The sequence below is a fragment of the Roseovarius sp. EC-HK134 genome, assembly GCF_902498815.1.
GTDB lineage: Bacteria > Pseudomonadota > Alphaproteobacteria > Rhodobacterales > Rhodobacteraceae > Roseovarius > Roseovarius mucosus_A.
The window spans coordinates 992,305-1,012,579 of the sequence record NZ_LR701544.1 but is presented as its reverse complement, the minus strand read 5'-3'; the positions used below and the strand labels follow the sequence as shown (position 1 = coordinate 1,012,579).

At 58.2% G+C, this 20,275-nt stretch carries 20 protein-coding genes and 1 tRNA gene; 10 read left to right on the top strand and 11 right to left on the bottom strand.

Features of this window, described 5'->3' with window-relative positions:
* Window positions 1-15 precede the first annotated feature (15 nt).
* Window positions 16-92: transfer RNA gene (locus GC127_RS08750), tRNA-Arg, on the bottom strand.
* A 147-nt stretch (window positions 93-239) separates the two neighbouring features.
* Here GC127_RS08750 and GC127_RS08745 point away from each other — a divergent pair.
* The 5 genes from GC127_RS08745 (at window position 240) to pnp (ending at window position 6,134) form a co-directional block, all read left to right on the top strand.
* A complete protein-coding gene (locus tag GC127_RS08745) occupies window positions 240-1,265 on the top strand; it encodes a LacI family DNA-binding transcriptional regulator (protein WP_008282815.1) in 1,026 nt (341 codons plus the stop codon).
* A 107-nt stretch (window positions 1,266-1,372) separates the two neighbouring features.
* The gene (locus GC127_RS08740; RefSeq protein WP_008282814.1) at window positions 1,373-2,320 is read left to right on the top strand and encodes an NAD(P)-dependent oxidoreductase; all 948 of its coding nucleotides are present in this window, start codon (window positions 1,373-1,375) and stop codon (window positions 2,318-2,320) included.
* Window positions 2,321-2,403: 83 nt separating this feature from the next.
* Window positions 2,404-3,396, top strand: coding sequence for a calcium-binding protein (locus GC127_RS08735; protein WP_151977610.1), 993 nt, complete (start codon window positions 2,404-2,406; stop codon window positions 3,394-3,396).
* Between the two features lie 155 nt (window positions 3,397-3,551).
* Entirely contained in the window at window positions 3,552-3,821 is a 270-nt protein-coding gene (gene rpsO / locus GC127_RS08730; RefSeq protein ID WP_008282812.1) for a 30S ribosomal protein S15, read from the top strand.
* A 171-nt stretch (window positions 3,822-3,992) separates the two neighbouring features.
* Window positions 3,993-6,134, top strand: a complete 2,142-nt coding sequence (gene pnp / locus GC127_RS08725) for a polyribonucleotide nucleotidyltransferase (RefSeq protein WP_151977608.1) — start codon at window positions 3,993-3,995, stop codon at window positions 6,132-6,134.
* A 314-nt stretch (window positions 6,135-6,448) separates the two neighbouring features.
* Here pnp and GC127_RS08720 read toward each other — a convergent pair whose 3' ends face one another.
* Window positions 6,449-6,967 carry a glutathione peroxidase gene (locus tag GC127_RS08720; RefSeq protein ID WP_037298677.1) on the bottom strand — a complete coding sequence of 173 codons (519 nt, stop codon included), beginning with the start codon at window positions 6,965-6,967 and terminating at the stop codon, window positions 6,449-6,451.
* A gap of 121 nt (window positions 6,968-7,088) precedes the next feature.
* Here GC127_RS08720 and msrB point away from each other — a divergent pair, with 121 nt between their 5' ends.
* Genes msrB through GC127_RS08705 form a run of 3 tightly spaced genes read left to right on the top strand, consistent with a single transcriptional unit; the run spans window position 7,089 to window position 8,998 of the window.
* Window positions 7,089-7,538 (top strand): peptide-methionine (R)-S-oxide reductase MsrB, encoded by a 450-nt coding sequence (msrB, locus tag GC127_RS08715; RefSeq protein ID WP_008282809.1) that lies wholly within the window; start codon window positions 7,089-7,091, stop codon window positions 7,536-7,538.
* Entirely contained in the window at window positions 7,535-8,047 is a 513-nt protein-coding gene (msrA, locus tag GC127_RS08710) for a peptide-methionine (S)-S-oxide reductase MsrA (protein ID WP_008282808.1), read from the top strand. The genes msrB and msrA overlap by 4 nt, the downstream gene beginning before the upstream one ends.
* A gap of 30 nt (window positions 8,048-8,077) precedes the next feature.
* Window positions 8,078-8,998, top strand: a complete 921-nt coding sequence (locus GC127_RS08705; RefSeq protein ID WP_081507213.1) for a DMT family transporter — start codon at window positions 8,078-8,080, stop codon at window positions 8,996-8,998.
* 1 nt (window position 8,999) lies between these two features.
* On the opposite strand, the gene GC127_RS08700 is transcribed toward GC127_RS08705, so the two are convergent.
* The 5 genes from GC127_RS08700 to GC127_RS08680 form a co-directional block, all read right to left on the bottom strand.
* A complete protein-coding gene (locus GC127_RS08700) occupies window positions 9,000-10,325 on the bottom strand; it encodes an FAD-binding oxidoreductase (RefSeq protein WP_151977606.1) in 1,326 nt (441 codons plus the stop codon).
* Window positions 10,322-11,137 carry an ABC transporter permease gene (locus GC127_RS08695; RefSeq protein WP_008282805.1) on the bottom strand — a complete coding sequence of 272 codons (816 nt, stop codon included), beginning with the start codon at window positions 11,135-11,137 and terminating at the stop codon, window positions 10,322-10,324. Before GC127_RS08695 ends, GC127_RS08700 begins: the two co-directional genes overlap by 4 nt.
* A complete protein-coding gene (locus tag GC127_RS08690) occupies window positions 11,134-12,024 on the bottom strand; it encodes an ABC transporter permease subunit (RefSeq protein ID WP_008282804.1) in 891 nt (296 codons plus the stop codon). Before GC127_RS08690 ends, GC127_RS08695 begins: the two co-directional genes overlap by 4 nt.
* Before the next feature lie 4 nt (window positions 12,025-12,028).
* Window positions 12,029-13,153 carry an ABC transporter ATP-binding protein gene (locus tag GC127_RS08685; RefSeq protein WP_151977604.1) on the bottom strand — a complete coding sequence of 375 codons (1,125 nt, stop codon included), beginning with the start codon at window positions 13,151-13,153 and terminating at the stop codon, window positions 12,029-12,031.
* Window positions 13,154-13,222: 69 nt separating this feature from the next.
* Entirely contained in the window at window positions 13,223-14,308 is a 1,086-nt protein-coding gene (locus GC127_RS08680) for a polyamine ABC transporter substrate-binding protein (RefSeq protein ID WP_199861219.1), read from the bottom strand.
* Window positions 14,309-14,452: 144 nt separating this feature from the next.
* Here GC127_RS08680 and GC127_RS08675 point away from each other — a divergent pair, with 144 nt between their 5' ends.
* Both GC127_RS08675 and GC127_RS08670 read left to right on the top strand, forming a co-directional pair.
* Complete coding sequence (locus tag GC127_RS08675; protein WP_151979676.1) at window positions 14,453-15,148, top strand: GntR family transcriptional regulator; 696 nt, start codon at window positions 14,453-14,455, stop codon at window positions 15,146-15,148.
* Window positions 15,149-15,233: 85 nt separating this feature from the next.
* A complete protein-coding gene (locus GC127_RS08670) occupies window positions 15,234-16,631 on the top strand; it encodes an aspartate aminotransferase family protein (RefSeq protein ID WP_008282800.1) in 1,398 nt (465 codons plus the stop codon).
* Between the two features lie 7 nt (window positions 16,632-16,638).
* On the opposite strand, the gene GC127_RS08665 is transcribed toward GC127_RS08670, so the two are convergent.
* The 4 genes from GC127_RS08665 to GC127_RS08650 all read right to left on the bottom strand — a co-directional run bounded on the left by GC127_RS08665 (window position 16,639) and on the right by GC127_RS08650 (window position 20,275).
* Complete coding sequence (locus GC127_RS08665) at window positions 16,639-17,703, bottom strand: YeeE/YedE family protein (protein WP_151977600.1); 1,065 nt, start codon at window positions 17,701-17,703, stop codon at window positions 16,639-16,641.
* Between the two features lie 101 nt (window positions 17,704-17,804).
* Complete coding sequence (locus tag GC127_RS08660) at window positions 17,805-18,236, bottom strand: DUF302 domain-containing protein (RefSeq protein WP_151977598.1); 432 nt, start codon at window positions 18,234-18,236, stop codon at window positions 17,805-17,807.
* A gap of 37 nt (window positions 18,237-18,273) precedes the next feature.
* Window positions 18,274-19,542, bottom strand: coding sequence for an NAD(P)/FAD-dependent oxidoreductase (locus GC127_RS08655; protein ID WP_151977596.1), 1,269 nt, complete (start codon window positions 19,540-19,542; stop codon window positions 18,274-18,276).
* Between the two features lie 28 nt (window positions 19,543-19,570).
* The gene (locus GC127_RS08650; RefSeq protein ID WP_008282796.1) at window positions 19,571-20,275 is read right to left on the bottom strand and encodes a c-type cytochrome; all 705 of its coding nucleotides are present in this window, start codon (window positions 20,273-20,275) and stop codon (window positions 19,571-19,573) included.

Below are 20,275 nucleotides of genomic sequence, written 5' to 3'. Positions count from 1 at the left end.
TATTTCATTGGTTTTTGGTGACCCCGGCAGGATTCGAACCTGCAACCTGCCCCTTAGGAGGGGGCTGCTCTATCCTGTTGAGCCACGGGGCCACGCGGGGAACTGATTAGCGCGAGCGAGGGCCTTTGTCATCGTCCGATTTCCCTGTCAGCGTGTTTTGCCGTGGATTCACGCAGGCAGCTTGATCCTGTCAGGGTGTTCGCGGTAACAAAGGCGTAGGACCTTGTGGACATCCCTCCGTGACCCAGCATGACAGACATCCCCTGACCCTTCGCGACGTGTCCGAGGCCGCGGGCGTGTCTGAAATGACGGTAAGCCGCGTTCTGCGCAATAAGGGCGATGTTTCGGAGGGCACGCGGCAACGGGTGCTCGAAGCGGCCAAGCGGTTAGGATACGTGCCCAACAAGATTGCGGGGGCTTTGGCCAGTCAGCGCGTCAATCTTGTTGCGGTTATCATTCCGTCGATGTCGAACATGGTTTTTCCCGAGGTGATGACCGGAATTAGCCGGGTTCTTGAGGAAACCGAGTTGCAACCCGTGGTCGGGCTGACAGGATATCGGCCTGAGAAAGAGGAAAAAGTCCTCTACGAAATGCTGTCCTGGCGCCCGTCTGGCGTGATCATCGCAGGGCTGGAGCATTCGGATGCAAGCCGCGCCATGTTGCGGGCAAGCGGGATTCCCGTGGTCGAGATCATGGATGTGGACGGCACACCGATTGACTCGGTCGTGGGGATTTCGCACCGGCGCGCCGGGCAGCAGATGGCGCAAGCTATCATCAAGGCAGGCTATCGGCGGATCGGGTTCATGGGCACCAAGATGCCACTCGACCACCGGGCGCGCAAACGCTTTGAGGGATTTACCGAAGCTCTGGCCAAGGCTGGGATCGAGATGGCGGATCACGAGTTTTACTCCGGTGGATCAGCGCTGCTCAAGGGGCGGGAAATGACCGCTGAGATGCTACGGCGTACACCGGATCTGGATTTCCTCTATTATTCCAACGACATGATTGGGGCGGGCGGGCTGCTCTATCTGTTAGAGCAGGGGATCGACATTCCCAATGATATGGGGCTCGCTGGCTTTAATGGCGTCGAGCTGTTGGAAGGGTTGCCGCGGGCACTCGCAACCATGGACGCCTGCCGGCTGGAGATCGGGCGGCGTGCCGCCGAGATCATCGCGGCCCGCGCGTCAAACCCCGAGGATAGTGCCCCGGTGCGCATCACGCTCGAGCCGACGCTGAGCCTTGGCGATACATTGCGGCGGCGCTGATCATCTTTTGCCTGAAACTGTCGCAAATGGCTTTGCAATTCGGAACCGAATCGCAAAAGGCTGCGCGGAGTCGTCCAAAGAGCGGCGCAGGGAGAGGATAAAAAAACATGAAGATCGGTTTCATCGGGCTGGGCAATGTGGGCGGCAAACTGTCGGGCAGTCTGCTGCGCAACGGCCATGATCTGACAGTGCATGATCTGAACGCGGATCTGGTCAGTGATTTTGTCGCGCGCGGGGCCAAGGCAGCCACAAGCCCGGCACAGATGATGCGCGACTGCGAGGTGGTGATCACCTGTCTGCCGTCGCCCGCGGCGTCGGATGCGGTAATGCAGCAGATGCTGCCAGAGGTCGGGCCTGGCAAGATCTGGATGGAGATGTCCACCACCGATGCCGATGAAATCCGCCGTTTGGGCGGGCTTGTGATCGCGGCAGGCGGGGCGGCGGTGGATTGTCCGGTTTCAGGTGGGTGCCACCGGGCCGATACCGGCAATATCTCGATCTTTGCGGGCTGTGACCGGGCCACGTTTGAACGGATTCTGCCGCTCCTGAAAACCTTGGGTCGGCGGCTCTTGCATACGGGCGAGATCGGTAGCGCGTCCTTGCTCAAGGTGATGACCAACTATCTCGCCACCGCCAATCTGCTGACGCTGTGCGAAGCGATGGTGACGATGAAGGGCGCGGGGCTGGACCTTGCGACCACTTATGAAGCGATCAAGATCAGTTCCGGCACGTCCTTTGTGCATGAGACCGAAAGTCAGGTGATCCTGAACGGCAGCCGCGACATCAGCTTTACCATGGATCTGGTGAAGAAAGACATCGGCCTGTTTCAAAAGATTGCCGATGACGCAGGCGTGCCGCTGGAAATTTCCCCCCTGATGATATCGATCTTTGATGACGGTATCCGGCGTTATGGCGCACGTGCGCAGTCAGATGACATCATTCGGCGACTGGAAGAGGCGACCGGCCTCGACATTCGTGCGCCCGGCTTTCCGGCCGAGATGGTCGACGACGAGCCCGAGGAACAGGGCTATGAGGTGGTGCCGCCGGGGCGGTAGACGGTTAACCACGCTTACAGGAAAGATTTGCCAGACGGGCGCGCCGGGCGTCTAATCGTTGCGGGTCAAATGAGTGGCGTGCAATGTTGATGTTTGCGAGTCTTTTGGGGATGGTCGCGGTTGGGGCGGCGGCGTTCGTCGGCCTTCAGCCTGCGACCGACGAGCCTGAGGACGAGGGCGACCAGTCGGAGAGTGACAACGAGGGGCCTCGTCTGCTTGATGGTATATTTGGGCAGGATGCGCCCATCGGCATGGGCGAGATTATCAACGGGACGCCCGAGGCAGAGACGCTGACCGGAACCAAGGGTGGCGATCAGCTCCACGGGCAGGGGTCGGACGATACGATTTTCGGCGGTGTGGGGGATGACAGCCTGCTTGGTGGCATCGGCAATGATCGGATTTCCGGAGATGCCGGCGATGACACCCTCCATGGTGGCGACGGGATGGATTCCCTCTTTGGCGGAGAGGGCGCAGATACTCTCTATGGCCACAATGACGCGGATGAACTCTCTGGCGGCGATGGCGATGACAGTCTGGTCGGTAGCGCCGGGAATGATCTGTTGCGCGGGGATGCGGGCCACGATGCGCTGCATGGCGATATCGGCGATGACACGTTGCAGGGGGGGCTCGGGCAGGACACGCTGTTTGGCGGTTGGGGCGATGATGTGCTGGTTGGGCTGGTCGATGACACCGCAACGCCCACGCTTGATGACAGCGACGCGCGCGACTTTCTGAATGGCGGCTCCGGTGACGATCTTATCCTTGCTGGACATGGTGATCTGATTACCACCGGGGCAGGTGCCGATACGGTGCTACTGGGGGATTGGATCGAAGAAGGTCAGGCGGTAGAAATCGTTGATTTTCAACCCGAAGAGGACCGGCTGATCGTATTCTACGATGCGCAAGCTGGCGACGAACCAAGCCTGAGCCTTGAACCGGAGCCAGAGGGAGGGACATCGCAAGCCGTGTTGCTGAACGGGGTCCGGATTGCGACGATTGGCAATGCCACGGGCCTGACCCTTGATCACATCGCGCTCTTGCCACGCGAGGCTCTGCCAGTGATCCGCGGTCTCTAGCCGCAGACAAACGGCACATCGCGATTCACGCTTTCCATTTCAGGCATTTTCCCCTATACGCGCGTATCCTTTGGGCACGGTCCCAAGGGTGTTCCATGGACCTTGCTGGACGACATCCCGGCTTGTGCCCGACACTTTTATGCAAGGAGACCCCGATGTCGATTACTGCCGCAGAAAAAGACCGCGTTATCAAGGAATTCGCAACCAAAGAAGGCGACACAGGTTCGCCCGAAGTGCAGATCGCAATCCTGACCTCGCGGATCACCACGCTGACCGAGCATTTCAAGACCCACAAGAAAGACAACCATGGTCGTCGTGGTCTCTTGATGATGGTCGCACAGCGCCGCAAGCTGCTGGATTACCTCAAGGGCAAGAATGAGGCCCGCTATCAGGACCTCATCAAGCGCCTCGGCATCCGCCGCTAAGACAAAATACCGCGCCCCCAATAGGGCGCGGTTTTCGTATGATCCGATTGCTGTCCCGGTTTGGCTTTGCCGAGAGAGCAGGATGAAGAACCAAAAGCCGCGGGGCAATGCGGCCCCGGATGCAAATGGGCCCGACGGGATACGCCCGGACCGGCCAACTTAGGAAACGTGATGTTCAAAGAGACGAAAAAATCGATGCAGTGGGGGGAGGAAACCCTCACTCTGGAAACTGGCAAAATCGCCCGTCAGGCGGATGGGACTGTGATTGCCACGCTTGGCGAGACCTCGGTCATGGCCAATGTGACCTTTGCCAAAGAGGCAAAACCCGGTCAGGATTTCTTTCCGCTGACCGTGCATTATCAAGAGAAATACTATGCCGCAGGCAAAGTGCCCGGCGGCTTTTTCAAGCGCGAAGCGCGCCCCTCTGAGAAAGAGACGCTGACCGCACGCTTGATCGACCGTCCGATCCGCCCGCTGTTTGTGCCGGGTTTCAAACATGAAACGCTGGTAATGTGCACCGTGCTGAGCCACGATCTGGTGAATGATCCCGATATCGTGGCCTTGATCGCAACCTCTGCGGCATTGACGATTTCGGGCGCGCCCTTCATGGGTCCGATTGCAGGGTGCCGCGTGGGTTTTGTGGACGGGGAATATATCCTCAACCCCGAAATCGACGACATGCACGATCTGCGCAACAACCCCGAGCAGCGTCTCGATCTGGTTGTCGCAGGCACCAAAGATGCCGTGATGATGGTGGAATCCGAGGCCTATGAGCTGACCGAAGAGGAAATGCTCGGCGCGGTCACCTTTGCGCATGAACAGCTCAAGCCGGTTTGCGATCTGATCATCTCGTTGGCCGAAGACTGTGCCAAAGAGCCGTTCAATTTCACACCGCCGGATTACTCTGATCTTTATGCGGCTGTGAAAGCAGGCGGTGAAGAGCAGATGCGCGCCGCCTTTGCCATTCGCGACAAGCAGGAGCGCACCCATGCGATTTCCGCTGCCCGCGAGGCGATCAAGGCCAAGCTGAGCGACGAGCAGCTTGAGGATCAGAACCTTGGTTCGGCGTTCAAGAAGCTGGAATCGACGGTTCTGCGCGGTGACGTTGTCAAGAATGGCAACCGGATCGACGGGCGTCGTTTGGATGAAATCCGTCCCATCGTATGCGAAACCGGCCTCTTGCCGCGGACCCATGGCTCGTCGCTGTTCACGCGTGGCGAAACGCAGGCACTGGTTGTGACCACCCTCGGCACCGGCGATGATGAACAGTTCATCGACGCGCTGCACGGCAATTTCAAATCCAACTTCCTGCTGCATTACAACTTCCCTCCCTATTCGGTGGGCGAAGCTGGGCGGGTCGGGGCACCGGGACGTCGTGAAATCGGTCACGGCAAACTCGCGTGGCGCGCGCTTCAGGCGGTTCTGCCGCCGGCGACGGATTTCCCCTATACCGTGCGTCTGGTGTCCGAGATCACGGAATCGAACGGTTCTTCGTCCATGGCGTCAGTCTGTGGCGGGTCGCTGTCGATGATGGATGCGGGCGTGCCGCTCAAGACATCCGTGGCCGGTGTGGCCATGGGTCTGGTTCTGGAAGAAGACGGCTCTTTTGCGATCCTGTCGGATATTCTGGGGGATGAAGATCACCTGGGCGATATGGATTTCAAGGTGGCTGGCACCGCAGACGGTATCACCTCGCTTCAGATGGATATCAAGGTCGCGGGCATTACACCCGAGATCATGAAAAAGGCGCTGGAACAGGCGAAAGCCGGGCGTTTGCACATCCTTGGTGAAATGAACAAGGCACTCTCGGGCGCGGCAGAGTTCAGCGTACACGCACCGCGTATCGAGACCATGCAGATTCCCACCGACAAGATCCGTGAAGTCATCGGGTCGGGCGGCAAGGTGATCCGCGAGATCGTCGAGGTGTCTGGCGCCAAGGTCGATATCAACGACGAAGGCATCATTAAGATCGCATCGCCGAACGGGGAATCGATCAAGAAAGCCTATGACATGATCTGGTCGATCGTGGCCGAGCCGGAAGAGGGCAAGGTCTATGACGGCAAGGTCGTAAAACTTGTGGATTTTGGCGCTTTCGTCAATTTCTTTGGCAAGCGGGACGGTCTGGTGCATGTCAGCCAGATCGAGAACCGACGCCTGAACCATCCGAGCGATGTGCTCAAGGAAGGGCAGGACGTAAAGGTCAAACTCTTGGGCTTTGACGATCGCGGCAAGGTGCGTCTGTCGATGAAAGTTGTCGATCAGGTCACTGGCGAAGAAATCGTGCCTGAGAAGGGTGAAAAAGAAGCCGAGTAAGAAGGCATCTCAAGACGTGAAAGGAGGCCCCGGTGGAAACACTGGGGCCTCTCTTTTTTCAATCTGGCCAACGGCGGCGCAAAGGTAAGGTTTTCCATACGGGCCTTTAACCTGATTTATTCCCCATGAATGAAGGCGTGGTTTCTGCGATATGTATCCATGTGGATAGGTATACTTGTGCTCTGGTCTCTGTTGTTTTGTAATTGGCTGTGCCATCACTCACGTTCTTGCACGCCAATGCGCGCCCCGGTGGAAACACCGGGGTTTTGCATTTTGGGGCAATCGGCATCAGTTGCGCGTGATTTGCGGCCCAGTTAGTTGAGCATCGCCTCAATCTTTTCCGTGATCTGGCCCGAGGTTGGGCGCGTGGTAGAGCCCCACGTGCCAGCAACACGGCCATCAGGGGCTATCAATACCTTGTTGAAGTTCCACGTTGGCGCAAAACCGGTCTCGGCCAGAACCGACGCATAGAAGGGGTGCACCGCCTCGCCGCGCACCGAGGTGATCGTCGTCATTGGAATGTCGAGGCCAAAGTTTACCTCGCAAAATTCCTTAACCTCTGCCTCGCTCGACAGCTCTTGCCTAAAGTCATCCGACGGCACCGCAAGCACAACAAGGCCACGGTCACGGTACTGATCATAGAGGGCCTGAAGCCCGTCGTATTGAGGGGTAAAGCCACAGCGCGAGGCGGTGTTGACCACAAGAACAGGTTGCCCCGCCCACTCAGAGAGGCGAATTTCACCGCCGTCAATATTGCCAAAAGGCGCGTCTAGATCGAGCGCCATGGCTGGTACCGAAATAAGGGACGCAAGTATGATCGCGATGACACGCATGGTATCCTCCTGCTTTGGTAAGAGTACGCGACACGCTCGGCTTCGGATCACCACGTCAGGTATTTGATTTTCGCAGCGAAGATCCATCTGTTACCATGGATCTATCACAGGAGGCGCAGACTTGACCCAATATCTCAAGACGTCGGAAAAAATCGCGGCCCTCAGCCCCGAGCAATTCCGGATAACACAAAAGAACGGAACGGAGCATCCCGGAACCGGCAAATACCTGCACAACAAAGAGCCGGGGATTTACGTGGATGTCGTAAGCGGGGAGCCGCTTTTTGCCAGTTCGGATAAATACGAGTCCGGTTGCGGCTGGCCCAGCTTTACCAAGCCGCTGGAGCCTGCGCATGTCAAGGAGTTGCATGATTTCACCCTTGGCATGATCCGGACCGAAGTGCGCAGCGCTCATGGCGACAGCCATCTTGGTCATGTTTTTCCAGACGGTCCACGCGACCGCGGGGGCTTGCGCTATTGCATCAACTCAGCGAGCCTGCGATTCATACATCGTGACGACATGGAAGCAGAGGGATACGGGGCGTATCTCGATCAGGTGGAGGATGTGACATGAGCGAACGCGCTGTTTTGGCGGGGGGTTGTTTCTGGGGCATGCAGGATCTGATCCGCAAGCTGCCCGGCGTAATCTCAACCAGCGTGGGGTATACGGGCGGGGATGTGGCGAATGCGACCTATCGCAATCACGGAACCCATGCAGAAGGAATCGAGATTTTCTTTGATCCGGCGCGCATCAGCTATCGCCGGTTGCTCGAGTTCTTCTTCCAGATCCATGATCCGACCACGATGAACCGGCAGGGCAATGATATCGGGCTCAGCTATCGGTCTGCTATCTACTATTGCAATGATGCGCAAAAGGCCGAAGCGCTGCGCACGATTGCCGATGTCGAGGCCAGCGGCATTTGGCCCGGCAAGGTGGTGACAGAGGTGGAGCCAGTTGGAGAGTTCTGGGAGGCGGAGCCAGAGCATCAGGATTATCTCAAACGCTTCCCTCAGGGCTATACTTGTCACTTCCCACGCGCGGATTGGGTGCTGCCCCGAAAGGCCGCAGAAACCGACGCTTAACACCGGACAGAGGGTGTTGGAGCCAAGACCATGCGCCCTCTGACGGGAATATCGCTCAAACTTATTTCGGTGATGCTCTTCATCACCATGTCATCGCTGATCAAGGCCACGGCGGCGCATGTGCCGCCGGGCGAAGCCGTGTTTTTTCGCTCTTTCTTTGCCATCCCAGTGATTCTCGTGTGGTTGACGCTGAGAGGGGATCTGCGCACAGGGCTCAAGGCCACTTCACCACTCAATCATTTTTGGCGGGGCTTTGTAGGCACAGCCGCAATGGGGCTTAGTTTCGCCGCCTTGGGCATGCTGCCGCTACCCGAGGTGACGGCGCTTGGGTATGCCGCGCCGCTTTTGGTTGTGGTTTTTGCAGCGATGTTTCTCAATGAGCAGGTCGGCGTTGTCCGGATTGGCGCGGTAGCGCTTGGTCTTGGGGGGGTGCTGATCGTTTTGGCACCACGCCTGACGGCACTGAGCGGGCCAACAGTAGAGACCGTGCAAGCGGTCGGCGCGATGCTGGCCCTGACGGGGGCAATCTGTGCGGCGCTTGCGCAGATTTATGTGCGCAAACTGGTCCAGACCGAAGAAACCAGCGCGATTGTGTTCTATTTCTCGGTCACGTCGACGGTGCTGTCCTTTCTGACTATTCCGTTCGGCTGGGTCATGCCGACCGGACCGGAGCTTGGGCTGCTTGTTCTGGCGGGGTTGCTTGGCGGGTTGGGCCAGATCTTTCTGACCTCCTCGTATCGCTTTGCCGACGCCAGCGTAGTGGCTCCGTTCGACTATGCCTCGATCCTGTTTGCGCTTGGCATTGGCTATTTCATCTTTGACGAAGTGCCAACGCGCGCCATGCTGACAGGCGCATCACTGGTTATTCTGGCGGGAATTCTCATCATCTGGCGCGAGCGGCAATTGGGCATAAGGCGCAACAAAGCGCGCTCTGCCCGTACTCCAGAATAGATCAGCCTCCGGTGAGTGTCGCCAGCGCATAAGGTGGCCACAGCATCGCGCGGCGAAAACGGCCCAAGGGCCATTTGCCCGGCGGTTTGGCCATGATTTCGGGATAGAGGGTGCGGGGGGTGCGGTTCATCGCCAGATCGGCCAGGATCGCGCCAGCATAGCTTGCCATTGCCACACCATTGCCGTGATAGCTCAGGCCGGTGAAGGCACCCGGCATATCCGGAATCGGCCCGGCGTAGGGCGTTAAATCCGGGGCCAATGAGAGCAGCCCATTCCAGCTATATGGTGTCTCGACATGGCGCCACGCCGGAAACATCGCCTCGAAATGCCGCCGGATCGTGCGATGCATGCGGACATCAAATCCCGGCGAACTGAAAAGGCCCCCGCGCATACCAAAGAGCATGCGGTTGTCAGGCATCAGGCGAAAATAATGCAGAAAAAAACGGTCATCATAGCACATTTGCCGCGTGGTCCAGCCTTGGTCAGCCAACTCTGCCTCGGTCAGGGGGCGGGTGACGATGACGTTGGATTGTGTGGGGATATAGCGCCCACGCATCCATCCCGGCAGATCGTCCGATGAATACCCATTTGTGGCTACGATCAGACGGCGGGCGGTGATCTGTGCCTTTGGGGTTGTGAGAGTAAAGCTGTTGGTCTGTCGAATGCCGGTCACAGGTGAGTGGCCGTAAATCCGTGCGCCTGCCCGGCTTGCGGCACCGGCAAGACCGATTGTGTATTTAAACGGGTTGAGGGCCACGCCAAGAGGAGTCGTAAGCGCCGCGTAGAACGGGCCTTTCATCCCCATTTGGGTCAACTCAGAGCCGGGGATCAGCGTGGGTGTAACCCCATAATCGGCTTTGATCCGGGCGGCGCGGTCAGCAAAGCCTGCGGCGGCTTTGACGGTGTGAGCAAGCACCGTTTCACCGTCGGAATGAACATCCGGCCTAATCCCGTGGGTGTCGATCAAGGAGCGGGTCAAGCGCACCGCTTCAACCTCGCTCTGGCGGTATTCGCGGCGCGCGGATTCGCCGTGCATCTTGCGGAGCATGGCATCAGACGCCGCAGAGCCACCAAGGCAGCAGAAGCCGCCATTTCGCCCAGAGGCACCCCATGCGGGCGTCTGCGCCTCGAACACACGCACATCTTGCCCCGCCTCAGCAAGATGCAAAGCAGCGGAAAGCCCGGTGAACCCTGCGCCAATCACTGCAACATCGCAGGTGATCGTTCCCTCTGCGGTAGGGTAATCAGGCCGGTCTGCCGTGGTTTGCCAATAGCCACGCTCTCTTGGCCCTTCACCATAGGTATGGGCCGGAAATACCCGACTCATGCGCGCACGGCGGCGCGTTCGTCAGCCTGCTGGCGCAGGGAGGCACGTTTGGTAATCAGCGAGGCCGAAATCACGCCGACAGCGACAATGCCAATCATGATGGTCGAGAGCGCATTGATCTCGGGCGACACCCCAAGGCGCACCGCCGACCAAATCTTGATCGGAAGGGTGGTTGCCGAAGGACCAGCAGTAAAGCTGGCAATCACGAGGTCATCAAGCGACAGGGTAAATGCCAAAAGCCAGCCCGAGATAACCGCAGGCGCGATGATCGGCAGCGTGACAAGGCGGAAGGCGTCAAAATGCGAGCAACCCAGATCAAGCGCCGCTTCTTCCAGAGAGCGATCAAAGGTCACAAGCCGCGACGAGACAACGACAGAAACGAAACACATCGAAAAGGTAGTATGCGCGAGGATGATGGTAAAAATTCCGCGATCAAGACCAATCCCGATGAATAGAAGCAGCAACGACAGGCCAGTGATCACCTCTGGCATGACCAAAGGCGCATAGATCATACCTGAAAACAGTGTGCGCCCATAAAAGCGCCCAGCGCGGACCAAAACGAGGGCCGCCATAGTGCCCAAGATCGTTGCGATGGTAGAAGAGGCCACCGCCACCTTGACCGTCACCCAAGCGGCATCAAGGAAGGACTGGTTGCTGAGCAATTCACCGTACCATTTGGTCGAGAACCCGGCCCAGACCGTGACCAACTTGGACTCGTTGAAGCTATAGGTGATCAGGATGATCATCGGCAGGTAAAGAAAGGCAAAACCAAGCGTCAGCGAGGTGGCGTTGAACCATGTGAGCCGTCTCATTCTTCGGCCTCCCGCTGTTTTTGCTCGTTACGTTGAAAGAGCACGATAGGGATGATCAGGATCAGCAAAAGAACAACTGCCACGGCACTGGCCACAGGCCAGTCACGGTTATTAAAGAACTCCTCCCACAGGACCTTGCCGATCATCAGGGTCTGCGATCCGCCCAAGAGGGAGGGAATAACGAACTCGCCAATGACTGGGATGAACACAAGAAAGCAGCCCGCAATGATACCGGTCTTCGACAGCGGCACCGTGATCAGCCAAAATGCCTTCATTCTCGAGCAGCCAAGATCCTCGGCCGCTTCAAGTAGGGAACCATCCATCCGCTCGAGCGCGGAATAAATCGGAAGGATCATGAACGGCAGGTAGGTGTAGACAATGCCGATGTAAACCGCCGTGGGCGTGTTGAGGATGATCAACGGCTCAGAGATAACGCCAAGTTTCAAGAGCACCTGATTGAGATAACCTTCCGTCGAAAGAATACCCATCCAAGAGTAAACCCGGATGAGAAAACTGGTCCAAAACGGCAGGATCACGAGCATCATCAAGGTCGGGCGCCAGTGATCGGGTGCGTTGGCCATGCCATAGGCTATCGGATACCCAACCAACAGCGTGAGAAGAGTAGCAAAAAAGGCGATCTGGAGTGAAGAAATATACGCCTTCCAATAAAGATCATCGGTCGTCAAAAAGAGGAAATTGTCAAAATCAAGCGCGCTGAAAAACGTCTTGATGCTCTCCCAACCCTGCGAGAACTCCAAGGTTGGGGTATAGGGCGGAATGGCTGTGGCGATATCGCTCAGGCTGATCTTGAATACGATCAGGAACGGCACCAGAAACAGCGCCAGAAGCCAGATATATGGCAGGAATATCAGGGCAAAGCGGCGCATCCCCCTACCCTTTCAAGAGCACGGCGGCGGTGTCGGTCCACGACAGCCAGACGGTGTCTTCCCAAGTAAAGCCACGCCGGGACAGGCGGCGCGTATTGGCGGTTTGCGCCTTGATCATCTGACCATTGGGCAGGGCCACGTGATAGGTCGAGAGATTGCCAAGATAGGCGATGTCGATGATCTTGCCCTGCACGGCATTGCGGCGGTCAGCCGGTTGTTCGGCGCTGATTGCCACTTTTTCAGGGCGAAGTGCGATATGACAGGTCTCGCCATTGTCAAAGGCGGTCTCTGTTTCGGCATAAAGCGGCGTCATGCCTTCGGCATAGGCGATTTCATACCCTTCCCCAGATTTGCGGGCGGTGCCGGGGATGATCGTGACCTCGCCGATAAAATCGGCCACGTAAACGGAATTCGGCAACTCATAGATGCGCGCGGGCGTGTCGGCCTGAATGATGCGGCCATTGTCCATCACCGCCACGCGGCTGGCTACGGTCATCGCCTCTTCCTGATCGTGGGTCACGATCACGAATGTGGTGCCAGTTTTTTCTTGGATGTCCATCAGCTCGAACTGGGTCGCCTGACGCAGTTTCGCATCAAGGGCGCCAAGCGGTTCATCGAGCAAAAGTAGTTTGGGTGCCTTGGCAAGGCTGCGCGCAAGGGCCACACGCTGACGCTGGCCGCCAGAAATCTGATGCGGCTTGCGCTTGGCGAATTGTTGCAGGCGCGTCAGCTTGAGCATTTCGTCAACACGGGCGGCGATTTCGTCCTTTGGCTTGCCATCGCGCTTGAGACCAAAGGCGATGTTTTCCCAGACCGACAAATGCGGAAACAGCGCATAGGACTGAAACATCATGTTCACAGAGCGCTTGTTTGGGGGGATCGGCGCAAGGTCTTGACCGGCTAGGATAATCTTGCCTTCGGTCGGCTTTTCAAATCCCGCTAACATGCGCATCATCGTCGTCTTGCCGCAGCCCGAAGGGCCAAGCAATGCAAAGAACTCGCGTTCGTAGATGTCGAATGTCTGGTTGTCGATCGCGGTAAAATCACCAAACCGCTTGGTCACGCCCTTGAATTGGATAAGCGGCTTTGCCTTGGGATCATTCCAAGGCTCGAAAACAACTTGTGCCATACCTGCCCCCGACTGTTTGAGAGTGCCCGCGCAGGGCCTAGTCCTGCGCGGGCGATGATCCTGTTCGGGTCAGGTGCCAGACTTGATCTTGGTCCAGAGGCGGGTCACGGTCCGCTGCACGCCGGCGTCATAAGGCGTGGTTGTGAAGAGGTTGTTCAACGCCTCTTCCGACGGATAGATCGCCGGGTCGCCGATCACATCTTCGATCAGAAACTCTTGGCTCGCCTTGTTACCATTCGCGTAATAGACATAGTTCGACGCGGCGGCCATGTTCTGTGCGTCCATGATGAAATTCAGGAACACATGCGCGCCTTCGGGATTGGGGGCATCGACCGGGATCGCCATTTGGTCAAACCACATCTGCGCCCCTTCTTTGGGTGCGTTGTAGACGATCTCGACGCCATTGTCGGCCTCTGCCGCGCGGTCACGCGCCTGAAGAATATCGCCGGACCAACCAACAGCCACACAGATATCGCCATTGGCGAGCGCGTTGATATATTCTGAGCTGTTGAATTTCTGGATATGCGGACGCACAGCCATCAGCACGTCCTCGACCTTGCCAATCACATCGGGATCATGGCTGTTGGGGTCTTCACCGATGTATTTCAGGGCCATCGGGATCATCTCGGCGGGCGCATCAAGGAAGTGCACGCCGCATTCTGCCAGCTTGGCCATGTTGTCGGGGTTCAGCACCAGTTCGAGGCTATCGAGCGGTGCATCCTCACCAAGCAATTCCTTGACCTTTCCGACATTCGCGCCGATGCCGGTGGTGCCCCACATGTAGTTGATGGAATAGGCGTTATCAGGGTCGTACTGAGCCGTGCGGCTGCTCACTACATCCCACATGTTGGCATGGTTCGGAAGCTTGGAGAGGTCCAGTTTCTGGAACGCACCAGCCTGAATTTGACGCTGCAGGAAGGTGCCAGAGGGCACAACAACGTCATAGCCCGAACCACCTGCGAGCATTTTGGTTTCCAAAACCTCGTTGCTGTCGAAGACGTCATAGATCAACTTGAGGCCCGTATCTGCCTCGAACTTTGTCAGCAACTCTTCGTCGATGTAATCAGACCAGTTATACACCCTTACTTCTTGGGCCTGCGCGGCAAAAGCGCCAAGCGCGATAGCGGCTGTTGTGGTCAGTATCAGATTTCGCATCATGTTCTCCCGTTGGTCGGCATGTGTCTGCCTTAGTGCGGATTTGATCAAAAATTTCCGCTCATGGCAATATGGTAATGTTTTCATGCACAGGCTAAACTCGCAAGGCCGGACATTGAGATGCCTGATTGGATTGCCTTGCCGATGACCACCGCCGCACAGAAATTCAGCACGATCGACGGGGATTTAACGCGCCTTCCGGCGCATGAGTTGATCTATCGGCAATTGCGCGATCTGGTCTTGTTTGGTGATTTGGCACCGGGAGAGGCCGTAACTATCCAAGGACTCTCGGAACGTTTGGGCGCAGGGATGACCCCCGTGCGCGAGGCCATACGCCGCCTGATTGCGGAGGGCGCGCTAGAATTTCAGGGCAATCGCCGGGTCTCTGTGCCGCTGTTGACGGCCGATAACATCAGCGAATTGATTTATGCGCGACAATGGCTTGATCCCTATCTGACGCTGCGCGCGACCGAGCGGGCAAGCCTAGAGGATCTGGATTGGCTTGCGGGTCTGGACGACGAGCTGGATCGCGCGATTCTACGCGGTGATTTGCGCGCTTACCTCGAACTGAACTATCGCTTCCACAAACGGCTGTATGAAATCGCACAGGCGCCTATTTTGGCTGATGTGGCCGATGGGCTCTGGCTTCGGTTTGGGCCATCGCTCCGGGTGGTTTGCGGACGCATGGGCACGCAGAACCTGCCAGACAAGCACAAGGATATGCTCACCGCGATGCATGCCCGCGATGCAGAGGCCGCCGCCCGCGCCATTCGCGAGGACGTGATCCAAGGAATGGAACAAGTGCGCCATTCTCTAGAGCGATCGGGCGCGCTCTACTGATTCGATTGACACTGGATAATTTGATCATATTTTTGAAGTGAGGGTCGCGCATGCGTGGCCGAACCGATTCGGGAAAGGGAATGCCATGACGATGATCACTAACCATATGCCGACCGCAGAGTTGCAGGCGCTGGACGCCGCACACCACATGCACCCCTTTACCCATGGCAATCAACTGAGCGCCAAAGGCGCGCGGATCATCACCCGAGCCAAAGGCGTGACCCTGACCGACAGCGAGGGGCATGAGATCCTCGACGGTATGGGCGGGCTTTGGTGCGTGAATATCGGCTATGGGCGCAAAGAGCTGGCAGATGTCGCAGCGCGCCAGATGATGGAATTGCCGTTCTACAACACGTTTTTCCAGACGAGCCATGTGCCCGCCATTGCGCTCTCGGCCAAGCTGGCAGAGCTGGCACCGGAGGGGTTCAACCATGTGTTCTATGCCGGGTCCGGATCTGAGGCGAATGATACCAACCTGCGCATGGTCCGTACCTATTGGGCGCAGTTGGGCGAGCCCGAGCGCAACGTGGTCATCAGCCGCAAGAATGCCTATCACGGCTCTAGCGTGGGCAGCGGTAGTCTTGGGGGCATGTCGGGCATTCACGCACAGGGCGGCCTACCTATTCCCAACATCTACCATATCGACCAGCCGCATTGGTATGCCGAGGGCGGCGATAGCGACCCCGAGGCATTCGGTCTGGAACGCGCCCGACAGTTGGAGGCCAAGATCGAGGAATTGGGCGCGCACCGCGTCGCCGCATTCATCGCAGAGCCAGTGCAGGGCGCGGGTGGCGTGATCATTCCGCCCGACAGCTATTGGCCCGAGATTCAGCGGATTTGCGATAAATACGGCATCCTCCTGATTGCCGACGAAGTGATCTGTGGGTTTGGCCGCACTGGCAACTGGTTTGGTAGCCAGACCTATGACATCCGTCCCGATATCATGACCATCGCCAAGGGTCTGAGTTCTGGGTATGCGCCGATTGGCGGCTCTCTTGTGTCGGATCGGGTGGCCAAGGTGATCAACGCCTGCGAATTCAACCACGGTTACACCTATTCGGGGCACCCGGTGTCCTGTGCCGTTGCATTAGAGAACCTGCGCATTCTCGAAGAGGAAAAGATCATCGAGCGCGTGGCGCATGACACCGGGCCGTATCTCCAAGAAAAGTGGAACTCTCTGGCAGAGCACCCGATGGTTGGTGAAACCCGGATTATCGGCATGATGGGGTCGCTGGCGCTGACCCCGCACAAAGCGAGCCGCGCCAAGTTTGCGTCCGAGCCGGGCACCGCAGGCTATATCTGTCGCGAGCGGTGTTTTGCCAATAATCTGGTGATGCGCCATGTAGGCGACCGTATGATCATATCGCCGCCACTTGTGATCTCGAAGTCCGAAATCGACACGCTGATCGAACGGGCGTGGATATCGCTCGATCAAGCGGAAAAGCAAATCCGCGATGAAGGCTTGATGAAGGCCGCCGCCTGAGGCGGAATTACGATGTGGCCGGGCGCAACACGCGCCCGGTCAGCATGAGATGCGTGGCCATTGCACCGATCCACATGCAGGTCACGGCCACCCATGCGGTCAGAGCGAATATCGCCCCACCCGACATGCCCGCACCCACCGCACAGCCACCCGCGAGCATGCTGCCAAAACCCATCAGCGCAGCCCCGATCAGATAACGCTCCATCGGGGTGTCGGGACCAAATCGCTCGATCTTCCATTCGCGGGTTAGGATGGCCATGGTGGCGGCACCGGTAAACACCCCCGGCACAAGGCCCACACCAAAACCAAGCGGCAGGCTGGTGCTGTTGACCAATCCCATCAGCGTATCTGTGGACGGGCCCGTAAAGGTAACAGAAGAGATTTCGACCACCTCGAACGAGGTCTGGGCAATGGCATAGGTAAGCAGCCAGCCAAGACCCACCGCACAGCCAACCAAAGCGGCGGCAAGGGCGTGGCTGAAGCGCACGTCGCGCTGAAACGCTAGAAAACACCCCGCCGCCAGAACCAGTGCCGCGATCAGTGCCGCCATGCCCGGGCTCATACCGAGGAGTGACAGGATATTGCGCGCCTCACCCCCTGGCATCAGCCAAAGGCTTGCCAATGCCTCACGCGAGGGGGCCAGAACACCCCGCAGCGCCGATTGCGCCACGAGTGTCAGGACAAGGCCGGTTATAATGGCGCGCAAGTTGCCGGTAGCAGAGAGCACAAGCAAACGGCTGGCACAGCCGCGCGCAAGGATCATGCCCGCCCCAAACATCAGGCCACCGATAATGGCCCCGGACATACTGCCCGTGGCTGCCAGTGGCCGCGCCTCTGAAACGTCAAGCAGGCCAAGCGCAATTGCCCCTTGCACCGAGGCGACACCAGCCGAAAACGCGATAAGCCAGATCGAGAGGCGTGGCCCGAACCTGCGTTCTGCCACCTCGATTGAGGCGGCACGCAGACAAAACCGGGAATGTTGGGCGGCGGCACCAAAAAGAACGCCGACCAGAGCGCCCGCCATGGCCAGAACCGCCCCGTCGCCAAATCTGTCTATCAAGGATTCAAGCATCTGCCGCCCTGCGATGAAAGATGTGACCAGATATTAAGTCAGGGGTCTACACGCCTTGATATGCGTCAATCGGACCGCCGAAGCAGCCCGATTGCACTGGCTTATTGCAGCGCCTCTTGAACAATATCGTCCAGCATCGCCTGCACCTTTTGCATCTCGCCCTCTGGGAAGTTGCGATAGCCGATCAAGACCTCGCCGCCCTGATCGGCGACAAAGATACCATAGGGGCAGTGGGCGATGTTCATGGGGTTTGCCTCCATCACCTCGCGCGAGAGAGTGGCGGAACAGAACAGAAAGATATCCGCTGCGTCGAAGATTTTGACATCGCTGCCCACATCTGCGCCGGTGCGGTTCAACATGTCACCCACGTGACTTTGCAGGTCAATGACCAGCCCGCGACCGACAATCGCGCTTTCGACAGCAAAGGTTGCATCGTCAAAGCTGCCGTCAAAGGGATAGGTGGTGGCCTGCTCTGATGCCGCGGCGGGCAGCGAAATCAGGGCCAGAGCACCAGCCAGAACTGTGCGTTTCAATGGAAATCTCCTCTTTCAGAGTGGCGATCGCGCGTATTCAGTTGAACATGTCCGTGGTGATCCCGGCATACCAGCCGACAGATTCCTCATAGGTTGCCTTGCGGGTCACAGCATCCTCGCCAGTCTGCGAGACGAAACCGTCGACCTTGGCGATCTTTTCCGGTGTTGCCTCGTATGTAGCGCCAACCTTGACGCCATCGTCAGGCGCGATGAGCGACCAGCAGGTGTTGGTGAACTTGGCTGGAAAGACCTTGGAGCCGGTCAGCGCACCGCGCACCGCCATGGCGCAGACCTTGGCCTGAGAATTAGCGGCAAAGCCTGATTTTGGCATATCGCCCTGTTGGGCCGCATCGCCCAGAACATGCACGTCCGGGTCCGCCTTGGAGGACATATCCGCGGCATTGACAGGCGCCCAGTTGCCATCGGTGACGCCCGCCATATCGGCAATACGTCCGGCCTTTTGCGCCGGGATGACATTGCAAACGTCCACCTTTTCGACCGATCCGTCGATGTCCAAGGTCATCGCCTCGGGATCGACGGTCACGTTTGTTGCGCCGAAATCCGGGCCGACCCGCTCGATCATGCCGCTGTAGTGGCGTTCCCAGCCTTCCTCGAACAGCGCCTGTTTCGAAAATGTCTCTTTTGGATCGACCAGCAAAATCTTGGCGGTCGGGTTGGTTTGCTTGAGCACATGCGCCACCATGGAAATCCGCTCATAGGGCCCCGGAGGGCAGCGGAACGGGTCGGGCGGGGCGACCATGGCAAAGCGTCCGCCCTGCGGCATCGCCATGATCTGCGCCTTGAGAAGTTCGCTCTGCGATCCGGCCTTGTAGGCGTGAGGCATCTTGTTCTGCGCGGCAACGGACCAACCGGGCACGGCGCCCTCGACGAAATCAATGCCGGGGCTGAGGATCAGTTTGTCATAGGACAGAACCGCGCCCCCCGCGAGGCTGACGGTTTTGGCATCCCGGTCCACATCAACGGCCCAGTCATGCACGACGTTGATCCCATATTTGGCTGCAAGTGTGCCATAGGTGTGGGAAATCTCGTCTAGCTCGGTAAAACCGGCGATATAAAGGTTGGAAAAGTAGCAGGTGAAATAACTGCGCGAGGGCTCGACCAGGGTCACATCAATCGCGCCCTTGCTGTCCTTGGCGATATAGCGCGCGGCGGTGGCCCCGCCCGATCCGCCACCAATCACCACGACACGGGGCTTGCCGTGGGTATCGGCAAGGACATGCGGTGCCGAAAGGGTCGCAGCGGTTGCCGCGCCAACGGCAATAAACTTGCGTCGGTTAAAGGTCATTTTCAGTCCTCCCTGAATGGACCTCGGTTCAGTCGAGGTCCTTGAAATAGGCCGCCAATGCCGCGATCTCCTCGTTCGACAGGCGTCCGGCCATCATCTGCATCACCGGGTGGGGACGCAGTTTGTCTTTGTATGCGTGCATGGCGACCACGAAATCCTCTTCGGGCCAGCGGGTAATGGATGGGATCCCGTCGCTCGAGCCATCGGCCTGATGACAGCTTACGCATTCGCTAGACAGGTATTCGCCATATTCGGGGTCGCCCTGAATCGCCAGAATTGCGGGATCAACGGTGTGATCCGTGCCCCGCGCGGTTGGAGCGGCCTCGGGGATATTTGCGGGGCTTGCAGAAAAGCGGCGCAGATAGGCCATAAGATCCGCACGATCCTGCGCGTCCTTCATGCCGCGATAACTCATGCGGGTTTTAGACACGAGCGCGCGGGGATTTTCGATATAGGCGTCGAGCGTGTCAAAGCCCCATATCAGCCCATCAACCCCAGCGCGCTGCATTGAGGCGGAATAAGCAAAGCCTTCGTGCGACGCGACACGCCGCCCGAAGAGGCCATTGAGATGGGGGCCGATCCGGTCCTCGGCCCCCTTCCCGATTTCATGACAGCCTTTGCACTGCCCATAGAGCGTCTCACCAGCCTCTGCGTCACCTACCAATTCGGCCTGCGCTGCGCCTGCCGCGAAAACAGCGGTCAGGGCAATGAGCAAGAGGCGGCGCGCTATCAT

Excerpts from the sequence above, each read along its gene's own strand:
- GC127_RS08695 (WP_008282805.1), bottom strand. The coding sequence starts at position 11,137 with ATGAGACGGCTCACATGGTTCAACGCCACCTCGCTGACGCTTGGTTTT.
- GC127_RS08685 (WP_151977604.1), bottom strand. The coding sequence starts at position 13,153 with ATGGCACAAGTTGTTTTCGAGCCTTGGAATGATCCCAAGGCAAAGCCG.
- GC127_RS08655 (WP_151977596.1), bottom strand. The coding sequence starts at position 19,542 with ATGACCTTTAACCGACGCAAGTTTATTGCCGTTGGCGCGGCAACCGCT.
- msrA (WP_008282808.1), top strand. The coding sequence starts at position 7,535 with ATGAGCGAACGCGCTGTTTTGGCGGGGGGTTGTTTCTGGGGCATGCAG.
- GC127_RS08680 (WP_199861219.1), bottom strand. The coding sequence starts at position 14,308 with ATGCGAAATCTGATACTGACCACAACAGCCGCTATCGCGCTTGGCGCT.
- GC127_RS08705 (WP_081507213.1), top strand. The coding sequence starts at position 8,078 with ATGCGCCCTCTGACGGGAATATCGCTCAAACTTATTTCGGTGATGCTC.
- GC127_RS08735 (WP_151977610.1), top strand. The coding sequence starts at position 2,404 with ATGTTGATGTTTGCGAGTCTTTTGGGGATGGTCGCGGTTGGGGCGGCG.
- GC127_RS08675 (WP_151979676.1), top strand. The coding sequence starts at position 14,453 with ATGACCACCGCCGCACAGAAATTCAGCACGATCGACGGGGATTTAACG.
- GC127_RS08670 (WP_008282800.1), top strand. The coding sequence starts at position 15,234 with ATGACGATGATCACTAACCATATGCCGACCGCAGAGTTGCAGGCGCTG.
- GC127_RS08720 (WP_037298677.1), bottom strand. The coding sequence starts at position 6,967 with ATGCGTGTCATCGCGATCATACTTGCGTCCCTTATTTCGGTACCAGCC.
- GC127_RS08665 (WP_151977600.1), bottom strand. The coding sequence starts at position 17,703 with ATGCTTGAATCCTTGATAGACAGATTTGGCGACGGGGCGGTTCTGGCC.
- GC127_RS08690 (WP_008282804.1), bottom strand. The coding sequence starts at position 12,024 with ATGCGCCGCTTTGCCCTGATATTCCTGCCATATATCTGGCTTCTGGCG.
- GC127_RS08740 (WP_008282814.1), top strand. The coding sequence starts at position 1,373 with ATGAAGATCGGTTTCATCGGGCTGGGCAATGTGGGCGGCAAACTGTCG.
- GC127_RS08650 (WP_008282796.1), bottom strand. The coding sequence starts at position 20,275 with ATGATAGCGCGCCGCCTCTTGCTCATTGCCCTGACCGCTGTTTTCGCG.
- pnp (WP_151977608.1), top strand. The coding sequence starts at position 3,993 with ATGTTCAAAGAGACGAAAAAATCGATGCAGTGGGGGGAGGAAACCCTC.
- GC127_RS08700 (WP_151977606.1), bottom strand. The coding sequence starts at position 10,325 with ATGAGTCGGGTATTTCCGGCCCATACCTATGGTGAAGGGCCAAGAGAG.
- rpsO (WP_008282812.1), top strand. The coding sequence starts at position 3,552 with ATGTCGATTACTGCCGCAGAAAAAGACCGCGTTATCAAGGAATTCGCA.